This window comes from Brevibacillus sp. NPDC058079, assembly GCF_042885155.1.
In the GTDB taxonomy this organism is placed as follows: Bacteria; Bacillota; Bacilli; order Brevibacillales; family Brevibacillaceae; genus Brevibacillus.
The window spans coordinates 312,702-339,048 of the sequence record NZ_JBHVSO010000001.1; the positions used below are offsets into that span (position 1 = coordinate 312,702).

Annotated in this window: 23 protein-coding genes and 1 pseudogene; 23 read left to right on the forward strand and 1 reads right to left on the reverse strand. The window is 46.7% G+C overall.

The window, feature by feature from the left end:
* The first annotated feature begins 2 nt into the window (after positions 1–2).
* The 6 genes from ACFVS2_RS01640 (at position 3) to ACFVS2_RS01665 (ending at position 8,034) form a co-directional block, all read left to right on the forward strand.
* The gene (locus ACFVS2_RS01640) at positions 3–986 is read left to right on the forward strand and encodes an alpha-ketoacid dehydrogenase subunit beta (protein WP_007720847.1); all 984 of its coding nucleotides are present in this window, start codon (positions 3–5) and stop codon (positions 984–986) included.
* 20 nt (positions 987–1,006) lie between these two features.
* Positions 1,007–2,338 carry a dihydrolipoamide acetyltransferase family protein gene (locus ACFVS2_RS01645; RefSeq protein ID WP_390230202.1) on the forward strand — a complete coding sequence of 444 codons (1,332 nt, stop codon included), beginning with the start codon at positions 1,007–1,009 and terminating at the stop codon, positions 2,336–2,338.
* A 240-nt stretch (positions 2,339–2,578) separates the two neighbouring features.
* Positions 2,579–4,732, forward strand: a complete 2,154-nt coding sequence (locus tag ACFVS2_RS01650) for a copper amine oxidase N-terminal domain-containing protein (protein WP_390230205.1) — start codon at positions 2,579–2,581, stop codon at positions 4,730–4,732.
* 328 nt (positions 4,733–5,060) lie between these two features.
* Positions 5,061–5,477, forward strand: coding sequence for a methylmalonyl-CoA epimerase (gene mce / locus ACFVS2_RS01655; protein WP_056492626.1), 417 nt, complete (start codon positions 5,061–5,063; stop codon positions 5,475–5,477).
* Positions 5,478–5,568: 91 nt separating this feature from the next.
* Positions 5,569–6,690, forward strand: a complete 1,122-nt coding sequence (locus ACFVS2_RS01660) for a M20/M25/M40 family metallo-hydrolase (protein ID WP_390230209.1) — start codon at positions 5,569–5,571, stop codon at positions 6,688–6,690.
* Positions 6,691–6,834: 144 nt separating this feature from the next.
* A complete protein-coding gene (locus tag ACFVS2_RS01665) occupies positions 6,835–8,034 on the forward strand; it encodes a DUF3866 family protein (protein WP_390232356.1) in 1,200 nt (399 codons plus the stop codon).
* Here ACFVS2_RS01665 and mciZ read toward each other — a convergent pair.
* A pseudogene (gene mciZ / locus ACFVS2_RS01670) lies at positions 8,033–8,089 on the reverse strand (Z-ring formation inhibitor MciZ); the annotation flags it as partial. The gene ACFVS2_RS01665 and the pseudogene mciZ sit on opposite strands and share 2 nt — an antisense overlap.
* Before the next feature lie 105 nt (positions 8,090–8,194).
* Between mciZ and ACFVS2_RS01675 the strand changes: the two are divergent.
* The 17 genes from ACFVS2_RS01675 (at position 8,195) to ACFVS2_RS01755 (ending at position 26,297) form a co-directional block, all read left to right on the forward strand.
* Entirely contained in the window at positions 8,195–8,752 is a 558-nt protein-coding gene (locus ACFVS2_RS01675; protein WP_007720749.1) for an NUDIX domain-containing protein, read from the forward strand.
* 4 nt (positions 8,753–8,756) lie between these two features.
* The gene (locus tag ACFVS2_RS01680) at positions 8,757–9,929 is read left to right on the forward strand and encodes an endonuclease Q family protein (RefSeq protein ID WP_390232359.1); all 1,173 of its coding nucleotides are present in this window, start codon (positions 8,757–8,759) and stop codon (positions 9,927–9,929) included.
* 67 nt (positions 9,930–9,996) lie between these two features.
* Positions 9,997–10,623, forward strand: a complete 627-nt coding sequence (spoIIM, locus tag ACFVS2_RS01685) for a stage II sporulation protein M (protein ID WP_016739960.1) — start codon at positions 9,997–9,999, stop codon at positions 10,621–10,623.
* Between the two features lie 94 nt (positions 10,624–10,717).
* Complete coding sequence (gene fur / locus ACFVS2_RS01690; protein WP_007720739.1) at positions 10,718–11,182, forward strand: ferric iron uptake transcriptional regulator; 465 nt, start codon at positions 10,718–10,720, stop codon at positions 11,180–11,182.
* Between the two features lie 156 nt (positions 11,183–11,338).
* Complete coding sequence (locus ACFVS2_RS01695; protein ID WP_048032568.1) at positions 11,339–11,578, forward strand: YqzK family protein; 240 nt, start codon at positions 11,339–11,341, stop codon at positions 11,576–11,578.
* 93 nt (positions 11,579–11,671) lie between these two features.
* Positions 11,672–12,559 (forward strand): site-specific tyrosine recombinase XerD, encoded by an 888-nt coding sequence (xerD, locus tag ACFVS2_RS01700; protein WP_039960542.1) that lies wholly within the window; start codon positions 11,672–11,674, stop codon positions 12,557–12,559.
* A gap of 119 nt (positions 12,560–12,678) precedes the next feature.
* On the forward strand, positions 12,679–13,851 hold the full coding sequence (gene deoB / locus ACFVS2_RS01705; protein WP_390230215.1) for a phosphopentomutase: 1,173 nt from the start codon (positions 12,679–12,681) through the stop codon (positions 13,849–13,851).
* 61 nt (positions 13,852–13,912) lie between these two features.
* The gene (locus ACFVS2_RS01710) at positions 13,913–14,722 is read left to right on the forward strand and encodes a purine-nucleoside phosphorylase (protein WP_056492641.1); all 810 of its coding nucleotides are present in this window, start codon (positions 13,913–13,915) and stop codon (positions 14,720–14,722) included.
* Positions 14,723–14,746: 24 nt separating this feature from the next.
* A complete protein-coding gene (locus ACFVS2_RS01715; protein WP_173620177.1) occupies positions 14,747–16,054 on the forward strand; it encodes a pyrimidine-nucleoside phosphorylase in 1,308 nt (435 codons plus the stop codon).
* A 330-nt stretch (positions 16,055–16,384) separates the two neighbouring features.
* A complete protein-coding gene (locus ACFVS2_RS01720) occupies positions 16,385–16,855 on the forward strand; it encodes an Lrp/AsnC family transcriptional regulator (RefSeq protein WP_007720718.1) in 471 nt (156 codons plus the stop codon).
* 114 nt (positions 16,856–16,969) lie between these two features.
* Positions 16,970–18,628 carry a peptide ABC transporter substrate-binding protein gene (locus ACFVS2_RS01725; protein WP_173620176.1) on the forward strand — a complete coding sequence of 553 codons (1,659 nt, stop codon included), beginning with the start codon at positions 16,970–16,972 and terminating at the stop codon, positions 18,626–18,628.
* A 249-nt stretch (positions 18,629–18,877) separates the two neighbouring features.
* Positions 18,878–19,810: an ABC transporter permease gene (locus ACFVS2_RS01730; protein ID WP_173620175.1), complete on the forward strand. Its 933-nt coding sequence runs from the start codon at positions 18,878–18,880 to the stop codon at positions 19,808–19,810.
* A 6-nt stretch (positions 19,811–19,816) separates the two neighbouring features.
* Positions 19,817–20,734 carry an ABC transporter permease gene (locus tag ACFVS2_RS01735; RefSeq protein WP_173620174.1) on the forward strand — a complete coding sequence of 306 codons (918 nt, stop codon included), beginning with the start codon at positions 19,817–19,819 and terminating at the stop codon, positions 20,732–20,734.
* 14 nt (positions 20,735–20,748) lie between these two features.
* On the forward strand, positions 20,749–21,738 hold the full coding sequence (locus ACFVS2_RS01740; RefSeq protein WP_173620173.1) for an ABC transporter ATP-binding protein: 990 nt from the start codon (positions 20,749–20,751) through the stop codon (positions 21,736–21,738).
* A gap of 20 nt (positions 21,739–21,758) precedes the next feature.
* Positions 21,759–22,718 carry an ABC transporter ATP-binding protein gene (locus ACFVS2_RS01745; RefSeq protein WP_304502530.1) on the forward strand — a complete coding sequence of 320 codons (960 nt, stop codon included), beginning with the start codon at positions 21,759–21,761 and terminating at the stop codon, positions 22,716–22,718.
* Positions 22,719–22,897: 179 nt separating this feature from the next.
* Positions 22,898–24,970 (forward strand): methyl-accepting chemotaxis protein, encoded by a 2,073-nt coding sequence (locus ACFVS2_RS01750; RefSeq protein WP_390230225.1) that lies wholly within the window; start codon positions 22,898–22,900, stop codon positions 24,968–24,970.
* A 142-nt stretch (positions 24,971–25,112) separates the two neighbouring features.
* Positions 25,113–26,297, forward strand: a complete 1,185-nt coding sequence (locus tag ACFVS2_RS01755) for a D-alanyl-D-alanine carboxypeptidase family protein (RefSeq protein ID WP_390230228.1) — start codon at positions 25,113–25,115, stop codon at positions 26,295–26,297.
* The last annotated feature ends 50 nt before the right edge of the window (positions 26,298–26,347 follow it).

Sequence of the window (26,347 nt, forward strand, 5' to 3'; positions counted from 1 at the left end):
TTATGGCAGTCATTTCTTTTATTGATGCAATAACAATGGCGATGCGTGAAGAAATGCGTCGCGATTCCAATGTGTTTATCCTCGGGGAAGACGTTGGCGTACGCGGTGGGGTTTTCCGTGCGACAAACGGGTTGATTGAAGAGTTTGGCGAGGAGCGCGTGATTGATACGCCACTGGCTGAATCCGCTATTGTCGGTGTAGGGATTGGGGCGGCAGCTTACGGTATGCGTCCAATCGCGGAGATCCAGTTTGCGGACTTCATCATGCCAGCTGTGAACCAAATTGTCAGTGAGGCGGCGAAAATGCGCTATCGTTCGAACAACGACTGGCATTGCCCGATTACGATTCGTGCCCCATTCGGCGGCGGGGTTCACGGTGCACTGTACCACTCGCAATCTGTGGAAGCGATGTTCACAAACACCCCTGGTTTGAAAGTAGTGGCACCTTCGACCCCTTACGATGCAAAAGGTCTTCTGAAAGCTGCCATCCGCGATGAAGATCCTGTGCTCTTTTTCGAGCACAAGCGTTGCTATCGTTTGATCAAAGGCGAAGTGCCTGAGGACGACTATGTGCTGCCGATTGGCAAAGCGGACGTCAAGCGAGAGGGTACAGACATCACGGTCATCTCCTACGGCTTGACTCTGCACTTCGCACTGCAAGCTGCGGAAAAGCTCGCACAAGAAGGCATCAGCGCGCATGTTCTCGATTTGCGCACACTGTATCCGTTGGACAAAGAAGCGATTGTAGAAGCGGCTTCGAAGACAGGCAAAGTATTGATCGTACACGAGGACAACAAAGAAGGCGGCGTTGGCGGTGAGGTAGCTGCCATTGTAGCGGAGCATTGCCTGTTCGATTTGGATGCACCGATTAAACGGCTTTGCGGTCCAGATGTACCGGCTATGCCATACAGCCCGCCGATGGAAAAATACTTTATGCTGAACCCGGAAAAAGTATTGGAAGCAATGCGCGAGCTGGCCAACTTTTAAGGCGAGGAGGACCAAGGATCATGGCAACGAAAGTACTTATGCCCCAGCTCGGAGAGAGCGTAACCGAGGGCACTATCAGCAAATGGTTGGTCAATGTAGGCGACACGGTCAAGAAATACGACTCGCTGGCTGAAGTGACGACGGATAAAGTAAACGCAGAGGTTCCTTCTACCGTTTCAGGACGCGTTACTGAGATCGTCGTGCCAGAAGGTGAGACGGTTGCTGTCGGCACATTGATCCTATATATAGAAGAAAGTGGTGCAGAAGGTGGAGCTGCAGCGCCTGCTAGCACGACGGAAACTACGGCTCCACAAGCACCTGCAACTGAGCAGCCAAAGGTAGCGACGCCGGCTGTATCCATTCAGCAAGCACCAGTCGTCGATGGACCAAAACAACGTTATTCACCTGCTGTTGTCATGCTATCACAGCAACATGGCATTGATTTGTCCCGCGTTGTAGGGACTGGGGCAGGCGGTCGTATTACTCGCAAAGATGTCCAAGCGATTATCGACGCGGGCGGCCAAAAACCAGCTGAGACTGTGAAAGAAACGATCGCGCAGGCTCCCGTGGCAGCAGTCGAACAAACTACTGTCGTTTCAACACCTGCTCCAGCAGCTTCAACTCCTGCTGTTTCTGTAGATATTCCGGTTGCAACCGGTGATCAAGTTGTACCTGTAACGTCTATTCGTCGTACGATTGCAAACCGGATGGTACAGAGCAAGCATGAAGCTCCACATGCTTGGACGATGGTCGAAGTAGACGTGACTAATCTCGTTAACTTCCGCAATCAGGCAAAAGGCGAATTTGCGAAAAAAGAAGGGCTCAACCTCACGTTCCTGCCGTTCTTTATCAAAGCGGTCGTGGAAGCGTTGAAAGAGTACCCGATGATCAATTCGACATGGGCACATGACAAAATCATTGTGAAAAAGGACATCAACATCTCCATCGCAGTAGCCACGGAAGAGGCTCTCTATGTTCCTGTCATCAAGCATGCTGACCAAAAATCCATTCTTGGCATTGCCAAGGCAGTCGATGATCTGGCAGCACGCACCCGTGCAGGGAAATTGACGATGGATGACATGACAGGCGGGACCTTTACGGTTAACAACACAGGCTCCTTTGGCTCTGTTTTGTCCCAGCCGATTATCAATGCTCCGCAAGCTGCGATTCTTAGTGTCGAGTCCATTGTGAAACGCCCTGTCGTCATTAACGACATGATCGCAGTGCGTTCGATGGTCAATCTGTGCATGTCCTTGGATCATCGCGTGCTGGATGGTCTGATTTGTGGACGATTCCTGCAGAGCGTGAAGCAAAAGCTTGAGAATGTAGGACCAGATACCAAGCTGTATTAGGGTGTCGAAAAACCAGGTCAAGTAAAGACCTGGTTTTTTTCATAAAAGAATTTCAAAAAAATTTTCCAAATCGATCATTACGTATGTAACTTTTTCCGAGACATCTTCGTCTTACCAATTGGAGCCAGTAAGTCTCATAAATGATCTAGAAGAGATTCCCACCAGATAGCATTTGTGGTAGACTGGTAGCGTCCTGCTAGAGAGATTTTCCAGATTAACGGTAAATATGGGAGGAAAAACATGGAGAAAAGTAAAAAAGCACTACCAATAGTGCTGGCATCAGCGCTGGCCGCTACACCTTTTGTTGCAGTACCACAAGCATATGCTATTGAAAAATTGGATGTATCAGCTGACAACGATGGTGCCGGGAAAGAAAGTGACTATGATATTAAATTCACGCTAGAAGAAGACCTGTCGAGCGGAGATACCATCACGGTTGAATTCGACGGTGATTTCGATGTGGATGATAAAATCAGTAAGAAAGATATTGACGGTATAGATGTCAAAAAAGTTGAAGTGGATGACAATGAAGTAATTATCACGGTGGATGAGGATTTTGATGAAGGAGAAAAAATCTCGTTTACCATTAAAAGTGGGATCACAAATCCTGATGATAAGGGTACATATGATGTAAGCGTAGAAACCGAAAATGAGAGCTCTGACACAGACGAAGTTGAGATCAAAAAAAGCAGCTCCAGCAGCGGTAGCAAGTCCAAAAACGATTACAGCGTTACTTTGAGCAGCAAAGCAGCAGGCGAAAAAGTAAGCCTCAAACTCGGCAAAATTTCTCTGAAAGGTAGCGATGAGCTGGAGACGAACTCCACCATTACCGTCACTTTCCCAGAGAAAGGTATGCTGCCTTCGAGCATTGATGAAGACGATGTAAAAGTAAACGGTACTACAGCGAAATCCGTCAGTATTAGCGGTAGCTCAGTAGACATCAAGATTCCGAGTGGCGCAGACTCAGATGATTACATCACGCTGGAATTTGACAAATCTGCTGGCATTGAAAATCCTAGCTCCGGCGACAAATATGTTTTCAAAGTGAAATACGATGGTACGACATATGAGTCAGATGAATTCGAAATTACGAAAAACGGCTCCAGCAATAGTAGCGCTTCCGACAGCTTTACGGTAAATCTGTCTGATCCAGGTGTAGGAGCTCGCGCTAGCTACACCTTTGATGCTGACTTCGGCAGCAAAGAGTTGAAAGAAGATGGAGAACTGATTCTTGAGTTCCCGTCCTCTGATATGGTACCGGGCATTGTGACAGCATCTGACTTCTTGCTCAATGGGAAATCAGCGAGGAAAGCAACTGCAATCGGGAACAGAATTGCCTTGGTTGCACCAACCGGCTTCAAAGCGACTAGCAAAGTGAAGGTTGAAGTTACTTACGGAGCGTGGATTTCGAATCCAAAAACGGCAGGAAGCTACAAGTTGAAGGCTACTGTTTCCGGAAGAACTTTGGAATCCAAGTCCTTCAGCATCGGCGGTTCTTCGGTGAACCCGACGCCAACTAACCCAACTAACCCAACCAACCCGACAGTACCTGTACCAAATACAACTACGAACAATAGCACCGCAACCATCGCATTGACACAAAATGCACTTGGCAAGCAAACGGGTGTAAATGTGGCAATCAAGGGATTGGGTGTTGGTTTGCAAAAGCAACGCGATTTCATTGAGATCGTATTCCCGGTAGGCTACAAGGTACCAGCTTACATCGCGCCAGCTAACATCTCTGTGAATGGTGTAGGAGCGAATTTCGTTGCGGTTCGTGGACAAAACGTTCTGATTTATCCGTCTCAGGATGTTCCTGCGGCAACGAACGCTAATATCGTGATCAATCCAGCGGCGAACATCGTAAACCCTGCTGTGAAAAACACATATAGCATCAGCGTATTTACTTCCGAAGAAAGAGGCTTGCTGTTTGCTCGTGCTGTTGGTGTAGGTATGGCTTCCCCGGCTCAACAAAAGCCTGTAACGCCAACGCCACAACAGCCGCAACAACCATCGACAGCTATTCCAGCAAACTCGGCTTCCTTTAAAGTAAATGCAGCAAACTTCAGCCTGCATGGCAAAACGTATCCGCTCTCTGTAGCTCCTTACATTGATGGAAATACGACCATGGTTCCAGCCCAATTCTTTAAAGAAGCACTGGCACTGACTACGCAATGGAACAATACAAGTGTTGCTGTTATCAGTGGAACCAAAGTTGTGAAGTTTACAGTTGGGTCGAAAACAGCAAAAGTAGGCAAAACGGAAATCCAACTGCCAACACCTGTTGTCCTCAAAAACGGCATGCCAATGATTCCAATCCGTACCGTTACGGATAATCTTGGTTACAAAGTTGGCTGGGATGCGAAAACTTCCAGCGTATACGTTTATAAATAAAAACTAGCTGGGACAAATGAAAAACCCCTTTCCGCATTTCGGTCGGAAAGGGGTTTTCATTGTTTATCATCACTCGTTTATTGAAAGTAAAAAAACGTGGGAACGATGAGTGAGAGTATTAGAATACCGATCAGGATTTTTGCAAAGAGCGATTGGTGTCTCATTCTAATCAAACCTCCTTTCAAGGTAGAGGAAATTATCAGGTGATTCTGTAAGTGGCTGTGCTAGAATGAAGAAAAGGATATCATTGGCTTTCTTTTTTCGCCCATGCTGAAATTGTACCGAAATGTAGCCAATGAGACAACCACTTACAAAAGGATGATGATTCGTGAGCGCACCGAAAAAAATTGCCCATATCGGCATTGCGGTAAAAAGCTTGGAAAAGACGCTTCCCTTTTATACCGAGCAATTGGGATTGGAGTTGGTTGGAACCGAAATCGTAGAGAGCGAACAAGTACAAGTGGCATTTTTAAAGATCGGGGAAAGTCATATTGAATTATTAGAACCGTTGAGTGATGAGAGTCCGATAGCAAAATTTATGGAAAAACGCGGTGAAGGCATTCATCACATTGCTTTTGATGTAGATGACGTTACGGGTCGTCTAGCCACATTAAAAGAGCAAGGTGTACCTCTTATTCACGAGGTCCCAAAAGCGGGTGCACACGATGCGTTGATTGGATTTTTGCATCCGAAGGCAGCGAATGGCGTTTTGTATGAGCTATGCCAATATCCGAAAGAATCATAGGCGTTTACGTAGTAGAAAAAATTTTTTTGCGGTATACTGGAACTTGTGAATATGTACCAAAATCGGGCAGTACGATCAGGAGGTAACGAGTGTGAGTACGATCAACCAAGAGCGTTTGTTAAATGAATTTTTAGAGCTCGTCCAAATTGACAGTGAAACGAAGAACGAAGCAGAGATCAACAAGGTGCTCAAAGAAAAACTGATTGCGATGGGCTTTACCGTAGAAGAGGATGACGCAGCAGCGAAAACCGGACACGGTGCCAACAATCTGATCGCAACCTTGGAGGGAACTGGAAAAGGTCCAGTTATCCTGTTTAGTAGTCATATGGATACGGTTGTACCAGGAAACGGAATCAAGCCACAAATTCGCGATGGCTTCATTTATTCCGATGGAACGACGATCCTCGGTGCGGATGACAAAGCAGGAATCGCAGCGATCTTTGAAGGCATTCGCAGCATGAAAGAGCAAAACTTGCCACATCCAACGATCCAAGTCGTATTGACAGTGGGAGAAGAGTCAGGACTTGTAGGCTCCCGCGCAATGGATTCTAGTCTGCTGAAAGCAGAAATGGGCTTCATCCTCGATTCGGAAGGTCCAGTTGGAAAAATTACAGTTGCTGGTGCTGGACAATATCGCATCGTAACCAAAATCCACGGCAAAGCAGCGCATGCAGGTGTGAATCCAGAGGATGGCATCAGTGCTATATCGGTCGCTAGTAAAGCAATTTCCCGTATGCCACTGGGTCGTATCGATGCGGACACAACTGCAAACATCGGTCGTTTTGAAGGCGGAAAAGCGTACAATATCGTAACGGATTATGTGGAAATTTGGTCCGAGGCTCGCAGCTTGGTTATGGACAAGCTGGAAGCGCAAGTGAAGAAAATGACGACAGCATTTGAAGAAGTGGCAGCCGAGATGGGTGCGACTTGCGAAAATGACGTTATTTTTATGTACCATGGCTACAAATTCAACGAAGAAACGCCTGTTGTACAAAAAGCGATTGCAGCAGTTAAACGTGTAGACCGCAATCCTGAGCTGGTTGCAAGCGGCGGCGGAAGCGACGGTAACGTATTTAACGGCTACAACGTGCCAAGCGTAAACTTTGCCATCGGCTATGAAGAAATCCATACGAAAAACGAGCGTATGCCAATCGCTGAACTGAACAAAGCGGCAGAGCTGGTGCTTGCTGTTATTGCAGAAGTACAAGAATAACCAAAGAGGGTCGGAATCTCCATGCGAGGGGTTCCGGCCTTTTTGTTCGTTCGCTTACTCGTTTGCATGATTGAGACAACCACTGTTTATCATAGACTGAATAGAAAGCTTGGGGACGAGGCAGGACTGAAAGGGGGAAGCTGCGTGCTCCGTTTGGCGGTGGGGACGGTCCAAAAAGTTCTGGAAAAGCAACCAGGGATGCAGATACTCGAAGTCCGGACAGAATCGGTTGCTGGATACAAAATGGAGAGAGTGTTGTCTTTTTTGCAGGAGGATTATAAAAGTGGCGATTTACTTTTGATCAATACAACCGCTGTTCGACTTGAATTGGGGACAGGCGGGTATCATTTTGTTGTAGGAAAGGTTACCCAACCAGAGGAAACTGATGTCCTTCCGAATGAGTGGGGGCATGTCATGAAAATGCGCTATTCGCCATGGCAGCTCGCGGTTGATTCGGTAGAAGAACAGACCAGCCCGTACCACCCTTTGTTTGTGCAAGAAGATTTATCCTTGGAAGGTACCCCTGTTTTGATTGGCGAACTGCACAGTCTTCTGCCTGTTGCAGTCCTTGCTTTGCATAAAAAAAATCCAAATGCCCGTATCGTATATGTCATGCCAGACGGCGCATCTTTGCCGATTGCCTTGAGCCAGCACGTCCATCAATTAAAAGCAACTGGGAGCTTGGCTGCGACAGTGACGACAGGTCATGCGTGGGGCGGAGATCGCGAGTCGTTGACGATTCATAGTGGCTTACTGGCAGCACGCCATGTAGAGCATGCCGATATCATTGTTTGTATGCTGGGACCTGGGGTAGCAGGTACGGGTACACCTTATGGCTTCTCGGGAATTCAGTTAGCTGAGGTCATTCATGCCGTATCCACTCTCGGAGGAACGCCCTTTTTTATTCCCAGAATCAGCTTTGCAGACCCACGTACCAGGCATTATGGTGTCAGTCATCATACTGTATCGATAGTAAACAGATTTGCTCTCTGTCCTGCTCTGGTTACAATCCCGATTTTCGAGGATGAAAGAGATGAAGTCCTTTCACGGCAAATGAAAACAATAGAAGTTGCGGGGAAGCATATTTTCATAAAGGGAAAAGTCCCGGACCAGTCAGAGCTGGCAGCACTGGAAAAGGGGTATGGCTTGTCCTTTTCTACGATGGGTCGAAATTGGCAAGAGGACCCTGCACCTTTTCAGACGGCATGGATGGCTGCCGATTTTGTGGCAAACAGTCTGGACTACATCGTCCACACCGTTAACGGCGCCCCGCATTCGCCCGCTTCATTAAATAATCTTGAAGCGTTAGGTCTTTATTTGACCAGGAACGAAGTGCAGCCTTGATCTCCCAAGCTTTCCCGACCATACGCAATTGCTTTTCGCTAACATATGTTTTCATACATGATCTCCTCCGATACAATAAGGTGGACAAGCTCTATGCTCCCAACTTATGGAGGGAATCGAGGATTTAGAACGACTTCATGAAAAAAGGATGATGACGACAGTGAATAAATATGATCACTTATATGAAAAAACCATTTCCAGTCAACCGATTTATGACGGAAGAATTATTAAGGTCAAGGTGGATGAAGTGCTTCTGCCCAATGGCAACACAGCCAAGCGAGAAATCGTGAATCATCAAGGGGCGGTTGCCGTATTGCCGATCACAGATGATAACAAAATGGTTGTGGTTCGACAGTTCCGCAAGCCGTTGGAGCGTACGATCGTGGAAATCCCAGCAGGAAAGCTGGAGCCAGGGGAAGAGCCGCTTGCATGTGCAATGCGTGAGCTGGAGGAAGAGACGGGTTACGTTGCGAGTCAGTACACACCGCTCAGCTCTTTTTATACATCGCCAGGCTTCGCGGATGAAATATTACATGTTTTTGTGGCCACTGGTTTGAAAAAAGGAGAAAGCAAGCCGGACGAGGATGAGTTCGTAGACGTGCTAGAAGTGACACTGGAAGAGGCGCATGCCCTGCATCAAAGTGGAGAAATTCGTGATGCCAAGACAGTCGTAGCATTGTTTGCTTGGGAAAACAAAATGCTGCGTGAACGTGGCTAGTACCATGCTTACTTCGTATTTTTGCGACATGCATATTCACATCGGTGGTACGTGGACGGGTAAACCTGTGAAAATAACGGCTTCTCGTCAAATGACACTCACCAAAATTTTGGAGGAAGCCTCAAATAAAAAAGGGATGGATGTCATCGGGATTATTGATGCACATTCGCCGGAGGTTCAGGATGAGCTGGTAGATCTGTTGGAAAAGGGATTAGCCACTGAACTGGTGGATGGAGGAATTTCCTACAAAGATACCTTGCTAATCTTGGGGTGCGAAGTAGAAATCAAGGAGCTGGGGCGTGGTGCAGCTCATTTTCTCGTTTATCTGCCGAAGCTACAAGAAATGAAGCAATTTACTGCGTGGCTGTCAGAACGCTGCAAAAATGTGCAGTTAAGTTCTCAGCGTATCTACACAACACTTAGGGAATTACAAGCCTGTGTCGATCAATTGCAGGGCCTCTTGATCCCCGCACATATTTTTACGCCGCATAAAGGGTTATATGGGAGCTGTACGGATTCGATGGCGGAAGCGCTCGATCCTTCGCTCATCTATGCGGTTGAGCTGGGATTGAGTGCGAATACCATGATGGCGGACCGCATTTCCGAGCTGCATGACAAAACCTTTCTCACCAACTCAGATGCCCATTCTCTGGCGAAGATAGGCCGGGAATATCAAGCGATATATATGCTAGAGCGCTCCTTCGCAGAGTGGGTGAAAGCAATTAAGCGGATCGGTGGAAGAGGGGTTCATGTGAATTACGGTCTGCATCCCGAGCTTGGCAAGTATCATCAGACGGCATGCCAAGGGTGCCAGTCTTTACTAGCTGCGGATGCCTCAGGCAAATGTCCGGAATGCGGCTTCCAACGAATTGTGCGAGGAGTTGCAGCGCGCATTGATCAGCTGGCGGATGTAGAGGCCGGCCAGCATCCGGTGTTCCGTCCTTCTTATATCGAGCAAATCCCGTTGGAATTCATTCCGGGAATCGGTCCGAAATTGTTGGACAAGCTGTATCGATCGTTTGGTACACAGATGAACGTATTGCATCGCGTGAACGAAGAAGAGCTCACCCATGTTGTCGGAGAGAAAATCGCTTCGCTTATCGTGCGAGCACGAGAGGGAAAGCTATCAGTCCAAAAAGGAGGCGCCGGTACCTACGGCAAGATCGTCCCGCTGTAGGTTGTCATAGGGGAGAACTCGTCCGCATAAGCTGTACAGTAATCAGCCAAGCGGGAGGCGACGAAGCGTGCGTTCACGAGTCGGACAAACTATCCAATCCTATGCGAGAGAACATCAGTCACTCTACTGGTTCACGATCGTCCTGTTTACGATGGGCATTATTTTCGGAGCCGTCCTCGTCAATTCACTGCCATTGTCACAGAAGCAGGAGCTGTACGGTTTTCTGCAATATTTTTTCAACAGTCTTGGCAGTGATGGAATCCCTGAGACCAGTGCCCATTTTCAGCAGGCGTTTGGTCATTATGCCAAAACCATAGCGATCATGTGGGTGCTAGGATTATCCATTATTGGGTTGCCTATGATTTTGTTGATGCTCTTTTTAAAAGGAGTCGTGGTTGGTTTCACCGTCGGTTTTTTGGTGAGTCAACTCCAATGGCAAGGCGTAACATTTGCCATGGTGGGTGTACTTCCACAAAATTTATTAGTCGTCCCTGCCCTTTTTATTGTAGGTGTCAGCGGAATTTCGTTTTCTCTTCGACTCATACGAACGAGAGTGCTAAGCAAAAGGGATGTCATCATGCCGCATTTTATGGGCTATACCGTTCTTGTTCTTAGCATGCTGGCGGTATTGACGATTGCAGCCTTGTTTGAAACCTTCATTTCCCCTAGGCTGATGCAGCTTGTGCTTAATTAAGAATAATTCTCAGGTAAGAACTTATGCATTTGACTTATTCAATGCCCCTCTACTATAATAGGAACAGGTTTCATGCGAGCGGGGAGGGGCATTAATGTTGGAAGAAAAATTAGAGAAAATTAAGCAGCAGTTGCATTCACAGAACTACAAGCTGACGCCACAGCGTGAAGCCACTGTTCGCGTGTTGTTGGAGAATGAAGAAGATCACTTGAGTGCGGAAGATGTTTACTTGTTGGTGAAGGATAAAGCACCGGAAATCGGGCTTGCTACCGTATACAGGACATTAGAGCTGTTGAGCGAACTGAAGATCCTTCATAAAATGAATTTTGGCGATGGCGTAGCTCGTTACGATCTTCGTGATGATAATGCTGCCTATCACCATCATCACCTCATTTGCCTCAATTGTGGTACGGTGGATGAAATTTTTGAAGATCTGCTTGTCACAGCAGAAGAGAAAGTCAAGAATGTTTACAACTTTTATATTACCGACCACCGATTGACCTTCTACGGGATCTGCAATCGTTGTGTAGATAAAGTAAACGTGGAGGACTTCAAATAAAGTCGACTTCTCTGGGAACGGAGAAGTTTTTCTTTTTTCCTTGGGAGCTTTTGTAATGGCAGACCTATTCCTGTGGAATCCTAAAAGAGGATCGATTCGAATGGAGCAAGGGACAAGTGCATATAAATGAAAGAAAGTCTGTAAGGAGGCTCACGGATGAAGGTCTCTTATCGCCGCTTGATGGAGGGTCTTCGTTTCTTGCTTCTTTTCATTACCTGCACTTTGCTCTCCTACGGCATCATTACCTTGCTGGCGGACAAATTTCTTCCGGCAAACCCTTATCAGGAACCACATGGGAATGCGGTGAAGGTAGTAAAAGTCATCAATACCTCTCAGGCACAGGATTTTGACGGATATGTCGCACGGCTACAGCTCTTTTTTCTAACAGGAGAGTAATGCAAGTTTGAGTTTTTTATCTGGAGAAGCAGGAGTTTCTTTTTCTTTGTGGAAAGCAATACAAGATACTTATCAGCTGAAGGGGACAGCTTCATGGACAGTCTGATTGATCAGTTTATTCATTTCCTGACTGTGGAGAAAGGGTTATCGAGAAATACCCTGGAATCCTATCAACGGGATATGGTGGCCTTTACCTCGTACTTACAGGAGCAAGGTGTTGCTCGAATAGAGGATTCTACTCGGACGCACATCATTGGATACTTGCTTGTTTTACGGGAAAAAGGACGTGCAACAGCAACTCTTTCTCGCAATATGGCATCGATACGAGCGTTTTATCAGTTTCTCATTCGGGATAAATACATAGACAAAGATCCATCCATTCACCTAGAAACACCGAAGATCGAGAAACGCTTGCCGAAAGTGCTCTCTGTTGAGGAAGTGGAACGTCTTTTGGAAAGTCCTCCTGTCAATCATCCTGCCGGGCTGCGAGACAAAGCGATGCTTGAGCTTCTATATGCGACAGGCATTCGGGTCTCGGAGTTAGTCAATCTGGATTGTGCTGATGTGAATCTGGATATGGGTTTTGTCAAATGCTTGGGAAAAGGATCAAAAGAGCGAATCATTCCGTTAGGCTCGGTTGCCATTCAAATGGTACGCCACTATTTGCAGGCAGGGCGCCCCAAGCTGGTAAAAGGAACTGGCGATAATGCATTATTTCTGAATCACTTGGGCAAACAAATTACACGGCAAGGTTTTTGGAAAATTATTAAACGATATGCCCAAAAATCAAACATCCGTGCAGAGATTACACCCCATACACTTCGCCACTCTTTTGCCACTCACTTACTGGAAAATGGAGCCGATTTGCGCTCTGTTCAAGAGATGCTTGGGCATGCTGATATTTCAACCACCCAGATTTACACACATGTGACCAGAACGCGGATTAAGGACATCTATGCCAAGACGCATCCGCGAGCATGAGTATGAAAAAACGATCGACTCCGCCTGATTGTCGGGCGGAGAAAAATTTTCTGAATCAGGTCAGACGTCTGACGACTTGATTATAGAATTCGAATGACTGGTAAACAGGAGGCGTTAAGATGCAGTATTCACGAGTTTTTTTGATCGTCATGGACAGCGTAGGGATTGGCGAACAACCTGATGCGCCTAAGTTCAATGATGCAGGAGCAAACACCTTAGGTCATATTGCGGAACGAGTTGCAGGATTTTCGTTGCCTAACTTGCAAAAATTAGGTTTGGGAAATATAGCACCACTCCAGAACGTTGCGCCAGTAGCAACCCCTATGGCCCATTACGGGAAAATGCAGGAAATCTCCATGGGGAAAGATACGACGACTGGTCATTGGGAAATCATGGGTCTGCATGTGTCTACTCCGTTTAACACCTATCCAGATGGATTTCCACAAGAGCTGATCTCAGAATTTGAGCAACGTATTGGCCGCAAGGTGCTCGGGAACAAGGTCGCTTCTGGGACGGACATTCTCGACGAGCTTGGCGAAGAGCATATGAATACGGGTGCAGTCATTGTCTATACATCTGCGGACAGTGTATTCCAGGTGGCAGCACATGAAGAGGTTGTTCCGCTTGAAGAGCTATACCATATTTGCGAGGTAGCTCGTGAGTTGACGCTTCGTGATGAGTTTGCGGTTACTCGTGTCATTGCGCGTCCATTTGTTGGACAGCCAGGCAATTTTAGCCGTACAGCAAATCGTCACGATTATTCCGTGAAGCCATTTGCTCCGACAGTCATGAATCGTCTGCAAGATGCTGACCTTGCTTCTATTGCCATTGGCAAAATCAGCGACATCTACGCAGAAGAGGGCGTTACCGAATCTATCCGAACCAAAGATAACATGGACGGTGTAGATCAAATTCTTGGCACGATGAAACAATCTTTCACGGGTCTTTCTTTTGTCAACTTGGTGGACTTCGATGCGAAGTTCGGTCATCGCCGCGATCCAGAAGGATATGGTCAGGCTTTGATGGAGTTCGACGCTCGTATTCCAGAGCTTTTGGAAGCGCTACAAGAAAATGATTTGCTGGTAATCACGGCAGACCATGGTAACGATCCTGTACACCATGGCAGTGACCATACGAGAGAATATGTTCCGTTGATTGTGTATCACAAGGGTATTCAAGCTGGAGAACATTTGGGCATCCGTGAAACATTTGCAGACTTGGGTGCGACCATCGCAGACAATTTTGGGGTAACTGCTCCAGTGATTGGGAAAAGCTTCCTCAATCATTTATAAAGGTTAAGTAAAAATAAACATTTATATAATAGAAGAAACACAAAAAAAGGAGAGAGTTGAATTGGCAAATTTCCATGACGCAGTAGCATATATCGAACCGAAACTAACAGAAAAACCAACCATTGGTCTCGTACTCGGATCAGGGCTGGGTGTTTTGGCGGATGAGATCGAAAATCCGGTGATCATCCCTTATCATGAAATTCCTGGCTTCACTGTGTCCACCGTTGTCGGCCACAAAGGACAACTCGTGATTGGCAAGCTGCAAGGCAAGCAAGTCGTTGCGATGCAAGGTCGTTTCCACTTTTATGAGGGACATGGTCTGGATGCTGTTGTTTTCCCAATTCGTGTCATGAAGCTGCTCGGCGTAGAAACCATTATTGTGACCAATGCGGCTGGCGGAATTAACGAAGGCTACAATCCAGGGGACCTCATGCTGATTTCTGATCACATCAATATGACGTTCCGCAATCCATTGATCGGTGCAAACGATGAACAATTGGGAGCACGTTTCCCAGATATGTCTGAGGCTTATTCCAAACAGCTCCGCAAGCTGGCTCATGAAGTTGCGTCCGAGCAAGGAATCCAGCTCCGTGAAGGTGTATACGCAGGTCTGCTAGGTCCTACCTATGAAACTCCAGCTGAAATCCGCATGCTTCGTCTGTTGGGTGGGGATGCTGTAGGGATGTCCACTGTACCAGAAGTAATCGTGGCACGACACATGGGTGTTAAGGTGCTTGGTATTTCGTGCATTAGCAACATGGCAGCAGGTATTTTGGAACAGCCTCTGTCCCATGATGAAGTAATGGAAACAACAGAAAAGGTAAAATCTCAATTCCTGGCTCTGGTAAACGGTATCGTAGCCAAGATGTAAGTAACGGATTCGGAGGGATTAACAATGCGTATGGTCGATATGATCGCCAAAAAACGTGATGGCGGAGAACTGACAACAGAAGAGATTCAATTTCTGGTGACAGGCTATACAGATGGAAGTATTCCTGACTACCAAATGTCCGCGTGGGCAATGGCAGTCTTTTTCCGTGGCATGACTGCGAGAGAGACAGGAGATCTAACCTTGGCAATGGCAGGGTCAGGCGAACAGCTTGACCTGTCTTCCCTGCAAGGAATTAAGGTAGACAAGCACAGTACAGGCGGAGTAGGGGACAAGACTACTCTAGTTGTTGCGCCATTGGTCGCGGCAGCGGGTATTCCTGTGGCAAAAATGTCTGGAAGAGGCCTTGGATACTCAGGAGGCACCATCGACAAGTTGGAGTCCTTCGCGGGATTCGAAGTAGAACGCACACGCGAGCAATTTTTGCAGCAGGTGCGTGATATTGGCGTGTCCGTAATTGGGCAGTCTGGCAACCTGACACCTGCAGACAAGAAGCTGTATGCTCTGCGTGACGTGACAGCTACTGTAGAGGCTGTGCCGTTGATTGCAAGCTCCATCATGTCCAAGAAGATTGCCGCTGGAGCAGATGCCATCCTGCTTGACGTAAAAGTAGGGAAGGGCGCTTTCATGAAAAGCATTGAAGAGGCAGAAACATTAGCAAATGCGATGGTTGCAATCGGTAGTCAAGTAGGACGTAAAACGGTGGCGGTCATCAGCGATATGAACCAGCCGCTTGGCTTTGCTGTGGGCAATGCACTGGAAGTGAAAGAAGCGGTGGAGACACTTGCAGGTAAGGGTCCTCGCGATTTGACCGAGCTGGTATTGGCTATTGGCTCCCGCATGCTTGTCATGGGTGGGCTTGTTACTGATGTGGAAGAAGGTCGTAAGAAGCTAGAAGACCTGATGGCTTCCGGAAAAGCAGTGGATAAACTGGCGGAAATGGTAGAGGCTCAAGGCGGCAATAAGCAGGACGTCTATGATTTGGCTCGTCTGCCGCAAGCAAAGATCATTCATACGGTTACAGCCGAACAGGACGGCTTTGTAAGCGCGATTGATGCGGAAGCGATCGGTCATGCTTCTGTTGTCCTGGGTGCTGGCAGATTGACAAAAGAAATGCCAATTGACTTGGCAGTAGGCCTTATTCTGCACAAAAAACGCGGGGATCAGGTGAAGGCTGGAGAAGTTTTGGTCACGATCCATGCCAACGAAGACCATCTTCTGCAAAATGCGTTGAAAGAAATGGAAGGTGCCTTCCAAATTTCGACGGCAATCGATGGAGAACAACCGTTGATCTATAAAATTATCGAAGCATAGAACGTCCGGATATTAGTTGATCAATCAAATAAAACAAGGCGTGCACAGCACATGCGCACGCCTTGTTTTATGAGTAAAAATACAGTTTCTCGAAAAAATATTGTTGATTAAATCTAGCTTTTCATATTCAATAGAAAGATATAAGTCGTTTTTTATTATATAAAAAATATTTTACTGTTCGGATTGACTTTATAAAGTTTTATAATTCTACTTGTCAAATTTCGTTGACACCGCTATCATTTCCGATTACTTTTATTGTATTAGACTGTTTGTAAAAGATTATTGCGAAATTCGTAAAAAAATGATGGAGGTTCCCAGAAAATCGTATTTATGAAAAAGCTGGACCATGTCGACAGACAGATTCTGCAAATCCTCCATGAAGATGGGCGTATCCCATATACAGAAATCGCCCATCAACTAGGCGTGAGCGAAGGAACAATTCGATCGCGCATCACTCGTCTTTTGCAAGACGGAGTCTTCCAATTCGTAATTCAACCCGATCCAGAGAAATTAGGATTACATGTGCAGGTTATCATCGGGTTAACCACAAAGCTAGGTTTGCAGAAAGAAGTGGCAGAAAAATTAAGCAAATTTTCTGCAGTACGTTTTGTAGGCGCTTATAGCGGTAAGCACGACTTGATTATCCAAGCGTGTTTCCATAGTAATGATGAGCTGATCACCTTTGTTAATGAACGACTCTCTCAAATTGAAGGAATTGCGGCTGCGGACGTTTCACTGGAACTGAAGCAGTACAAAGACACCTTCTCTTTCGTTCAAGACGACGAGGTGACCCTGCAATGAAAGGGGTTGATGCCTTCCAGCCGAAGTCAAGCAGCTTCGCGTAGTTTTCATTTTTTTTCGTCCTTTATTTTCAGAAAAAAGACAAAAAAGAAAAACGTACTGGGGGTTATTGCGTTGAAAAAGAATATGTTTGCACTTGTGAGCTCGATTGCTGTATTAGGAACCGCCCTGGCAGGGTGCGGAGGAGGTCAACCAACTGCCGCTCCACCGTCAGGAGAAACACCTGCAACAACAGCACCTTCACAGCCTGCAACTCCAGCTGCTGAGAAGAAGCCACAAGTTTTAAAAATGAACCTGCACTCCGAGCCACCTACAACTGATCCAGGCCTCGCAGAGGACACGACTTCAGGCGCGATTATCTTGGCAACCTTTGATGGCTTGACCCGCATTGGTACCGACGACAAGCCGCATGAAGCTGCTGCTGAGAGCTATACCGTCTCTGATGATAAGCTAACTTACACATTTAAAATCAGAGAAGGGAAATGGAGCAATGGTGATCCTGTAACAGCACATGACTTTGAATATGCTTGGAAGCGTGCTCTCGATCCAAAAACAGCTTCCAACTACGCATATCAGCTGTACTACGTGAAGAATGGTGAAAAAGCAAACAAGGGCGAAGCAAAGCTTGATGAAGTAGGCGTGAAGGCACTAGACGATAAGACACTGGAAGTTAAGCTCGAGAATCCGACTCCATACTTCCTGGAATTGCTCGCATTCCGTACCTACTTCCCAGTTAACAAAAAAGTAATTGATGCAAATCCGAAGTGGGCAGGCGATGCAAGTTCGCACGTCGGTAACGGACCTTTCAAAATCGAATCTTGGGAGCACAAGAGCAAGATGGTGCTCGTGAAGAACGAGAATTACTGGGATAAAGACAATGTAAAGCTCGACAAAATCGAATTCTCCATGGTAGAAGACGAAAATACAGAGCTCTCCATGTTCGAAAATGGCGAAATCGACTGGGCTGGCGCACCTATGAGTGCTTTGCCAACAGATGCGATTCCAGCATTGAAAGAGCAAGGCAAGATTCAAACGAATCCAATTGCTGGTACGTACTGGTACAAGTTCAATACCGAAAAGCCGCCATTTAATAACATTAAAGTGAGAAAAGCATTTGCTTACTCGATTGATCGCCAAGGCTTGATCGACAACATTCTCCAAACGGGTCAAATCCCGGCAACAGGCGCTGTTCCTCCATCCATGGTGCTGAATCCAAATGGCTATTTCAAAGACAAAGATCTAGAAAATGCGAAAAAGCTTTTGGAAGAGGGACTGAAAGAGGTTGGTTTGAGCAAGCTGCCACCGATTACCTTGTCCTACAATACATCTGAGGCTCACAAGAAGATTGCTGAGGCCATCCAAGACCAATGGAAGAAAAATCTCGGTGTAGATGTGAAACTCGAGAATAAAGAATGGAAAGTTTACCTGGAGGATATGCATGAGGGTAACTTCCAGATTGGACGGATGGGCTGGCTGGGTGACTTCAATGACCCAATCAACTTCTTGGAGCTCTACAAGGATAAAATGGGTGGAAACAACGATACACGTTGGGAAAATGCAAAATATAAAGAGTTGTTGAACCAATCCGCTCAGGAGCCAGACCTCGAGAAACGTAAGAAAATTTTGGCAGATGCAGAACAAATCCTGATGGATGAAATGCCAATCATGCCAATTTACTTCTATACGCAATCTTGGGTACAGAAGCCAGAAGTGAAAGGCGTTCACCAAACTGGCCTGGGTGACGTGGATTGGAAAGGCGCATACATCGAGTAATTTCATAACGAAGGAAACGGGATTTGCGGCAGAGGGTATATGGTTGCGCATATACTCTCTGCCATGCAAGCCCTTCCCATAAATACCAGCTGGCATGATTGCCAGCAAAGAGAAAATAGAGAGAGAAGCTTTTCTGCAAGAGATCTAAGGGTTATTTACACAGCCGATTTTTACACTGTGTCGGCAGCGTTCCGCAGTGTAAACATGGGACGTGAAAGCAATCAAAAATCTACCAAGGGGGTAAGTTAGTTGATCCGTTATCTCGGTAAGCGCATCATTTTTATGCTCATCTCGCTCTTCTTAATTGTAACGGCCACCTTCTTCATCATGAAAGCAGTACCAGGTGGTCCATTTACATCCGAGAAGCAGGTCCCGCCGGAAATTAAGGCAGCACTAGAGGCAAAGTACAAGCTGAACCTGCCGTTGCACGAACAATACTTCGAATATTTGAAGGGTGTAGCAACATGGGAGCTCGGTCCATCGTTTACGGAGAAATCTTCAACTGTTAACGACATGATTAATCGTGGTTTCCCAGTTTCTGCTCACTTGGGAGCACAAGCTTTATTGCTCGCTATTTTTGGTGGGATTACGCTAGGGGTTATCGCAGCGCTAAACCATAATAAATGGCAAGACTATTCCGCGATGGTCATCGCCGTTTTGGGATTATCGGTACCAAGCTTTATTTTGGCGTCCTTTTACCAATACATTTTCGCTATTAATTTGGGCTGGTTTCCAATCGCGAAATGGGAAGGATTCGAATACACCATCCTTCCATCATTGGCACTCGCCGCATCACCGATGGCATTTATCGCGCGTTTGACGCGTTCCAATATGATTGAAGTTATGGGTCAAGATTACATCAAAACAGCAAAAGCAAAAGGGCTGCACACTTTTACCATTACAGTAAAACACGCAATCCGTAATGCGCTATTGCCAGTTGTTACTTACCTGGGTCCACTGATTGCTGGTATTTTGACAGGGGCATTCGTTATTGAACGTATTTTCGGTGTTCCTGGTCTTGGTCGCGAATTCGTTTTGTCTATTACAAACCGCGACTATACGGTAATCATGGGTACGACCGTGTTCTACTCCATGATCCTGGTTGTGATGATTCTGATTGTTGACATCGCATACACCTTGGTAGACCCACGGATCAAACTTTCGGACGCAGGAAAGGAGTAATGACACGTGCAAAACTTGACTAAAGAACATTTCGAGCCAATTTCCGTTGACCTTCGTCAAGCTGAAGCAATTAAGCGCCCAAGTCTCTCTTTTTGGTCTGACGTTTGGCGTCGTTTGAAAATGAATAAAGTCGCAATGATTTCTATGATCTTCATTGCTTTGTTGATCGTATGTGCCATTGTGGTCCCATGGCTAACTCCACAAGATTATTTTACGACGGATCTGGCTGGCAAGAACAAAAAGCCGTCTGCTGAACACTGGTTTGGCACAGATGACCTAGGTCGTGACGTATTTGAGCGTATTTGGTACGGTGCACGTATCTCTCTGCAAGTAGGTCTTGCCGCAGCGTTCATTGACCTGATCATTGGTGTGATCTGGGGCGGTATCGCAGGTTTTTATGGCGGTAGAGTAGATGAAATGATGATGCGTTTCGCAGATATCTTGTTCGCGATTCCTTACCTGCTGGTTGTTATTTTGTTGATGGTTGTTTTAGAGCCTGGTGTTGGAACGATTATTCTTGCCTTGACGATAACGGGATGGATCGGTATGGCCCGGATTGTGCGTGGTCAGATCCTTCAATTGAAAAACCAAGAGTTTGTACTGGCAGCGCGCTCCCTTGGTGCTGACGCCAACCGCCTGATCTTCAAACACTTGATTCCAAATGCTTTGGGTCCAATCATCGTAACATTGAGCTTGACTGTACCTTCCGCGATTTTCGCAGAATCCTTCTTGTCCTTTATCGGGTTAGGGGTTTCGGCACCGATTGCATCGTGGGGAACGATGTCCAATGAGGGCTTGCCGGCCATGAAGTACTATCCATGGCGTTTGACATTCCCGGCAATCTTTATTTCCCTGACCATCTTGGCATTTAACTTGTTCGGTGACGGTCTGCGCGATGCAGTAGACCCACGCCTGCGTAAATAGGAGGGATAGTCGTTATGGAACGCATTCTTGATGTAAAAGACCTGCATGTATCCTTCCATACGTATGCAGGTGAAGTAAAAGCAGTCCGCGGTGTGAATTTTCACGTCAACCGCGGAGAGGCTGTAGCGATTGTAGGGGAGTCCGGTTGCGGTAAATCCGTAACCGCTCAAACCCTCATGAAGCTGATTCCTATGCCTCCAGGTGAAATTAAACAAGGGCAAATTCTCTTCAATGGCGAGGATATCGTCAAGAAGTCGAAAAAAGAAATGGAATCGATCCGCGGTAAAGATATCGGGATGATCTTCCAAGATCCGATGACTTCCTTGAACCCAACAATGACCATCGGTAGCCAAATTACTGAGGGCTTGATCAAACACCAAAACATGTCGAAATCTGCAGCACGTGATCGTGCCATTGAGCTGTTGACCATTGTTGGTATTCCGCAACCTGAGAAACGTGTGGAGCAATATCCACACGAGTTCTCTGGGGGTATGCGTCAACGTGCGATGATCGCGATCGCCCTCGCCTGTTCGCCGAAGCTGTTGATCGCGGATGAACCGACGACAGCTTTGGACGTAACGATTCAGGCGCAAATTTTGGACCTGATGAAAGATTTGCAAAAGAAAACGGGCACTTCCATTATCTTGATCACGCATGACCTTGGTGTTGTTGCTGAGATGTGTGACCGCGTAATTGTTATGTATGCAGGAAAAGTGATCGAGACTGGAACAGTTGACGATATTTTCTACAATCCGCAACATCCTTACACCAAAGGCTTGCTTCGCTCGGTACCACGTCTTGACTTGAACCGTGACGAGCCACTGACACCGATTTTTGGTACGCCGCCAGACCTTCTGCGTCCGCCAGTTGGCTGTGGATTCACTGCGCGTTGCGAATCAGCGATGCGTGTGTGCCAAGAGATCGATCCTGAGCTGAACGACGTCAGCACGACTCAGCGAGCAGCTTGTTGGCTTCAGCATCCGCTTGCTCAGAACCGTGCATGAACGTAGAAGGAGGGATATCAGTGGATAAACGTGAAAATTTAATTGAAGTACGTAATCTAAAAAAGTTCTTTTCTATTGGCGATAATACTCTGAAAGCTGTGAATGATATCTCATTTGAGATCAAACGTGGAGAAACATTGGGCGTAGTAGGAGAGTCAGGCTGTGGAAAGTCCACTGCCGGTCGTACCATCTTGAGACTGTATGATGCGACTGAAGGGGACGTCCTGTTTGAAGGCAAGAGCATCATGGATTTGAACCAGCAGGAAATGAAGGCGATGCGCCGCAACATGCAAATGATTTTCCAAGACCCTTACGCATCCTTGAATCCGCGTATGACAGTCGGGGATATTATTGGTGAGGCACTAGATATTCATGGCCTGGCGACTGGTCAGAAGCGCAAAGAACGCATCCAGGAGCTCCTTTCCTTGGTGAGCTTGAATCCTGAGCATATGAACCGCTTCCCACACGAGTTTTCCGGTGGTCAGCGCCAACGTATCGGAATTGCCCGTGCATTGGCAGTAGAACCAAAATTCATCGTGTGTGACGAGCCGATCTCTGCTTTGGACGTATCCGTACAAGCACAGGTTGTAAACTTGCTCGAACAGCTGCAAGAAAAAATGGGCTTGACTTACATGTTCATTGCCCATGACTTGTCCATGGTAAAATACATTTCCGACCGTGTAGCGGTTATGTACCTGGGGAAAATGGTTGAGCTGGCAGAAAGTGATGCTTTGTATGAAAAGCCGCTCCATCCGTATACGCAAGCGCTGTTGTCTGCGATTCCGATTCCAGACCCAGAAATTGAGCGTAACCGTGAGCGCATTGTATTGCAAGGTGATGTACCTAGCCCAATGAACCCACCAAGCGGTTGCCATTTCCGTACCCGTTGCCCGAAAGCAATGCCGGAATGCGCTGCATCCGTACCTGTGTGGAAAGAAGTAGAGCCAGGACATTTCGCAGCCTGTCATTTGTATAACTAAATCAATTACAAATAGCGAGTTCCGAGGCTACTCGTGCAGCCCGGAACTCGTTTCCCTTCATAAGGGAGGTTTTACCTCTGAAAAAAATGGGTATTGTACCCAGAGGCAGTTTTTTCAGGGGTATTTTTTCGGAGTTCTTGCACTGGAAAATTGTAGCAGTGATAAAGGGGGCAAGTAGCATGAGTAAATTTTTGTCGCCACGATGGAAAAAGAAGGAGGGAATATCGAATCTCATAAAAAAAGTAAACCTGACTAGCCAAGTAGCAACGGAAAAGCTTAAAGGCTCTCTTGCTACAAAGATGATTGTGTTTGGTCTAATTCTTGTACTTATTATTATCGGTTCTTTGCAATACATAGCCCTTTCCTTCTCGAAATCAACGTTGTTTAGCATTACCTCTAATCAGGCAAAAATGCTGGCTGACCAGCATGCGAATAGCATAGAAGATGACATAAAAGCGATTGTGAACTCCACCAAATCGGCGGCAACCAAACGTGTGATGATGACAGAGCTGCAGCCACTAATCATGGAGCAGTTTACTTTATTGCGCCAGGCACATAAAGAAGTATCCAGAATCTATTTGATCGACACGGCTACCGGGAAATCCCAGTATTCCTTGACCGGGACAAATGAGATTGACTTCAAGCAAAAACAATACTTCCAAAGAGCGCTAACCACGAAATCCTTGGTCGTTTCTGATGAAGAAATCGTTGAAGGCAGCAACAAGAGTTTTCTTTATATTGCGACACCCATAGGGGAAAAGGCCGATGATACGAGCCGGTTGTTCGTTGTTGGCTTTACGATTGACCAAATGATTCAAAAGATTCCTGAGATCTCTTTCATGGAGAATGGCTACGCATTTGTCGTTCGACAAGATGGTTTAGTTGTGGCCCATCAAAATCCGAATAACAACAACAAGCTCGTGCTGGCTGGTGACAAAGATTATGAAGAGATGCTTGCCCTGATGCAGTATGAGACAAGCAACAGCTTATTGTACTCGGATCATGGAATTGATTCATTTGCCGCTTTTGCACCGATCCCAATGTTGAAGTGGAATGTGGTTTTGTCCACGGGAACTAACGAGGTGTATGGTGAAGTAGACGGTATGTGGCTGTACTTCGTACTCTTCAGCTTGCCGATCATCGGACTCTCGGTTTGGGCGATCTGGTGGTTTGCAAAGCGGATTCGAATGTCTCTGTTCGCGATAGCGCGGGATATGGATCAAATCGGCGCCGGACATTTTAATATCAACGTAAAAGTAAACGGCAATGACGAGCTGGCGATGGTTGGCCGCAAAATGAATGACATGGCGGCTGAACTCCGCAAGCTGATTGCCCTCGTACAGGGACAAGCTACACAACTGAACGTAGCGACAGATGAGCTGACTCTATTTGCGCAAGAAAATAAAGGAGCCATTAACGTCATTACGGATAACATTTCAACGATTGCCCAACGCGTTTCTACGCAGACGAATGAAGTGCAAGCAACGGCCAATACCGTCTCGGAAATATCGGAAGGCGTTGAACAGGTGGCTGTGGCTGCCGAATCTACATCGGTTGCCACGACCCGTACGTTTGAGAGAGCGCAAGGCGGAATGGAGTTAGTGGAGAACGTAATCAATACGGTAAGACGTGCCACTGGTGAGGTAGAACGGACTGCTGGGCAAATGCACAATCTTCGTGAGCGGGCTCGCGAAATTACGAGCATCGTCGAAATGATTACGAGTATTGCCTCGCAAACGAATTTGTTGGCGCTAAATGCTGCCATTGAGGCTGCCCGTGCTGGAGATGCTGGACGAGGCTTCTCGGTAGTTGCCAGCGAGGTTCGCAAGCTCGCAGAGGAAAGCAGCTCCTTCTCTGAGCGTATCGCTGCCATTGCCCATTCGATCAATGATGAGGCAATGGATATGAGCAAGCATATGGACCAGATCGTTACCATGGTGAGTGGAGGCTTGCAGTCTGTAGAGTCTGTGGGTACTGCTTTCCAAAATATCGTGGCAGAGATTCAATCGGCAGCAGAGCAGAGCGAATCGATGACAGCGACCTCGGAAGAGATGGCGGCAGGTAATCAGGTTGTGACGAACTCCATGCAACGTCTTGCCACCATGTCGGATGAAATTAGTGACTCCATCTCAGATGTGGTAGAGACAGTGGATGAACAATTGAATTCGATTGCACGCATTAATGAAAACGTAGAGCAATTGAAAAAAATGGCGGACGAGTTAACGCAAAATGTAAGCCGATTCGTCATTTAAGAAAGTGTCCCTTCTGCTAGTAGCGGAAGGGATTTTTTATGTAACCAGATGTCTTTCGAGAAGATAATCTTGCCGTTTTTGTGTGAATATTTTCCTTTCATGATGGTGAGAATAAAACCATGAATGGAGGGAAGAGACTGCTATGAAACGGAATGGATACCTCGCTCTATGCTTCGTTATGTGCTTTACCATCTTTTCTCCGATGGCTATTGCCAAAGAAAAGGCTGGACAGCAAAAGGGTGACAATCATTTTGCCCCACAAGCTTCATCCGCAGTGATGATTGAAGCGGATACGGGAACAGTCTTGTATGAAAAGAACGCCAATGAAAAAATGCCACCCGCCAGTATCACCAAAGTAATGACCATGCTTTTGATCATGGAAGCGGTGGAGCGGGGAGAGCTTAAGCTTACCGATAAGGTTCGAACAAGTGAAAGAGCAGCATCGATGGGCGGGTCGCAAATTTTTTTACAGCCCGGTGAAGAAATGACGGTAGAGGACATGTTGAAAGGGATTGCTATTGCTTCTGGGAATGATGCCTCTGTAGCAATGGCTGAGCACTTGGCTGGGACAGAGGAGAGTTTTGTCGTGCGAATGAATGAACGCGCACAGCAGCTCGGCATGAAAAATACGCATTTTGTAAACTCCAATGGACTTCCTGCCGCAAATCATTACTCTTCGGCAACAGATATTGCGATCATGTCACGCGAGCTCTTAAAGCACGAAGGCATCACGAAGTTCACTGGTACGTACCAAGACTACTTGCGAAAAGATACAGAGAGCCCCTTCTGGCTTGTGAATACGAACAAGCTGGTGCGTTTTTATGAAGGGGTGGACGGTTTGAAAACAGGGTACACAGGCGAAGCGAAATACTGTTTAACAGCGACTGCCAAACGCAACAACATGCGTGTCATTGCTGTCGTCATGGGTGAGCCTGATGTAAAAACGCGCAACAATGAGGTTTCGACCATGTTCAATTACGCATTCACGCACTTTCAGGTGACGCCGATGTACAAAAAGGGAGAAGCTGTGCGAGCACTTGTTGTGGATAAAGGTCAGAAAGCGCAGATCAATGCGGTGACACCCCATGCGGTTAGCTTGTTGATGAAAAAAGGTGAATCGGCAGATACCTTCCAGAAGGAAATTGTCATCAACCAGGCGATCAGTGCACCTGTAGCAAAGGACCAAGTAATTGGACACATTTTCATCCGCACGAAAGATGGCAAGGAAGTAAACCGTATCGATCTGTTCCCAGAAGATCAGATAGATAAAGCCAACATGTGGGAGATTCTCAAGCGAACCACCAAGAGCGTTTTGATTAGCTACTGACAGACAGCATGAGCGCGAAAAGAATCGAGTTGCCCCGAATGGAATGGCGC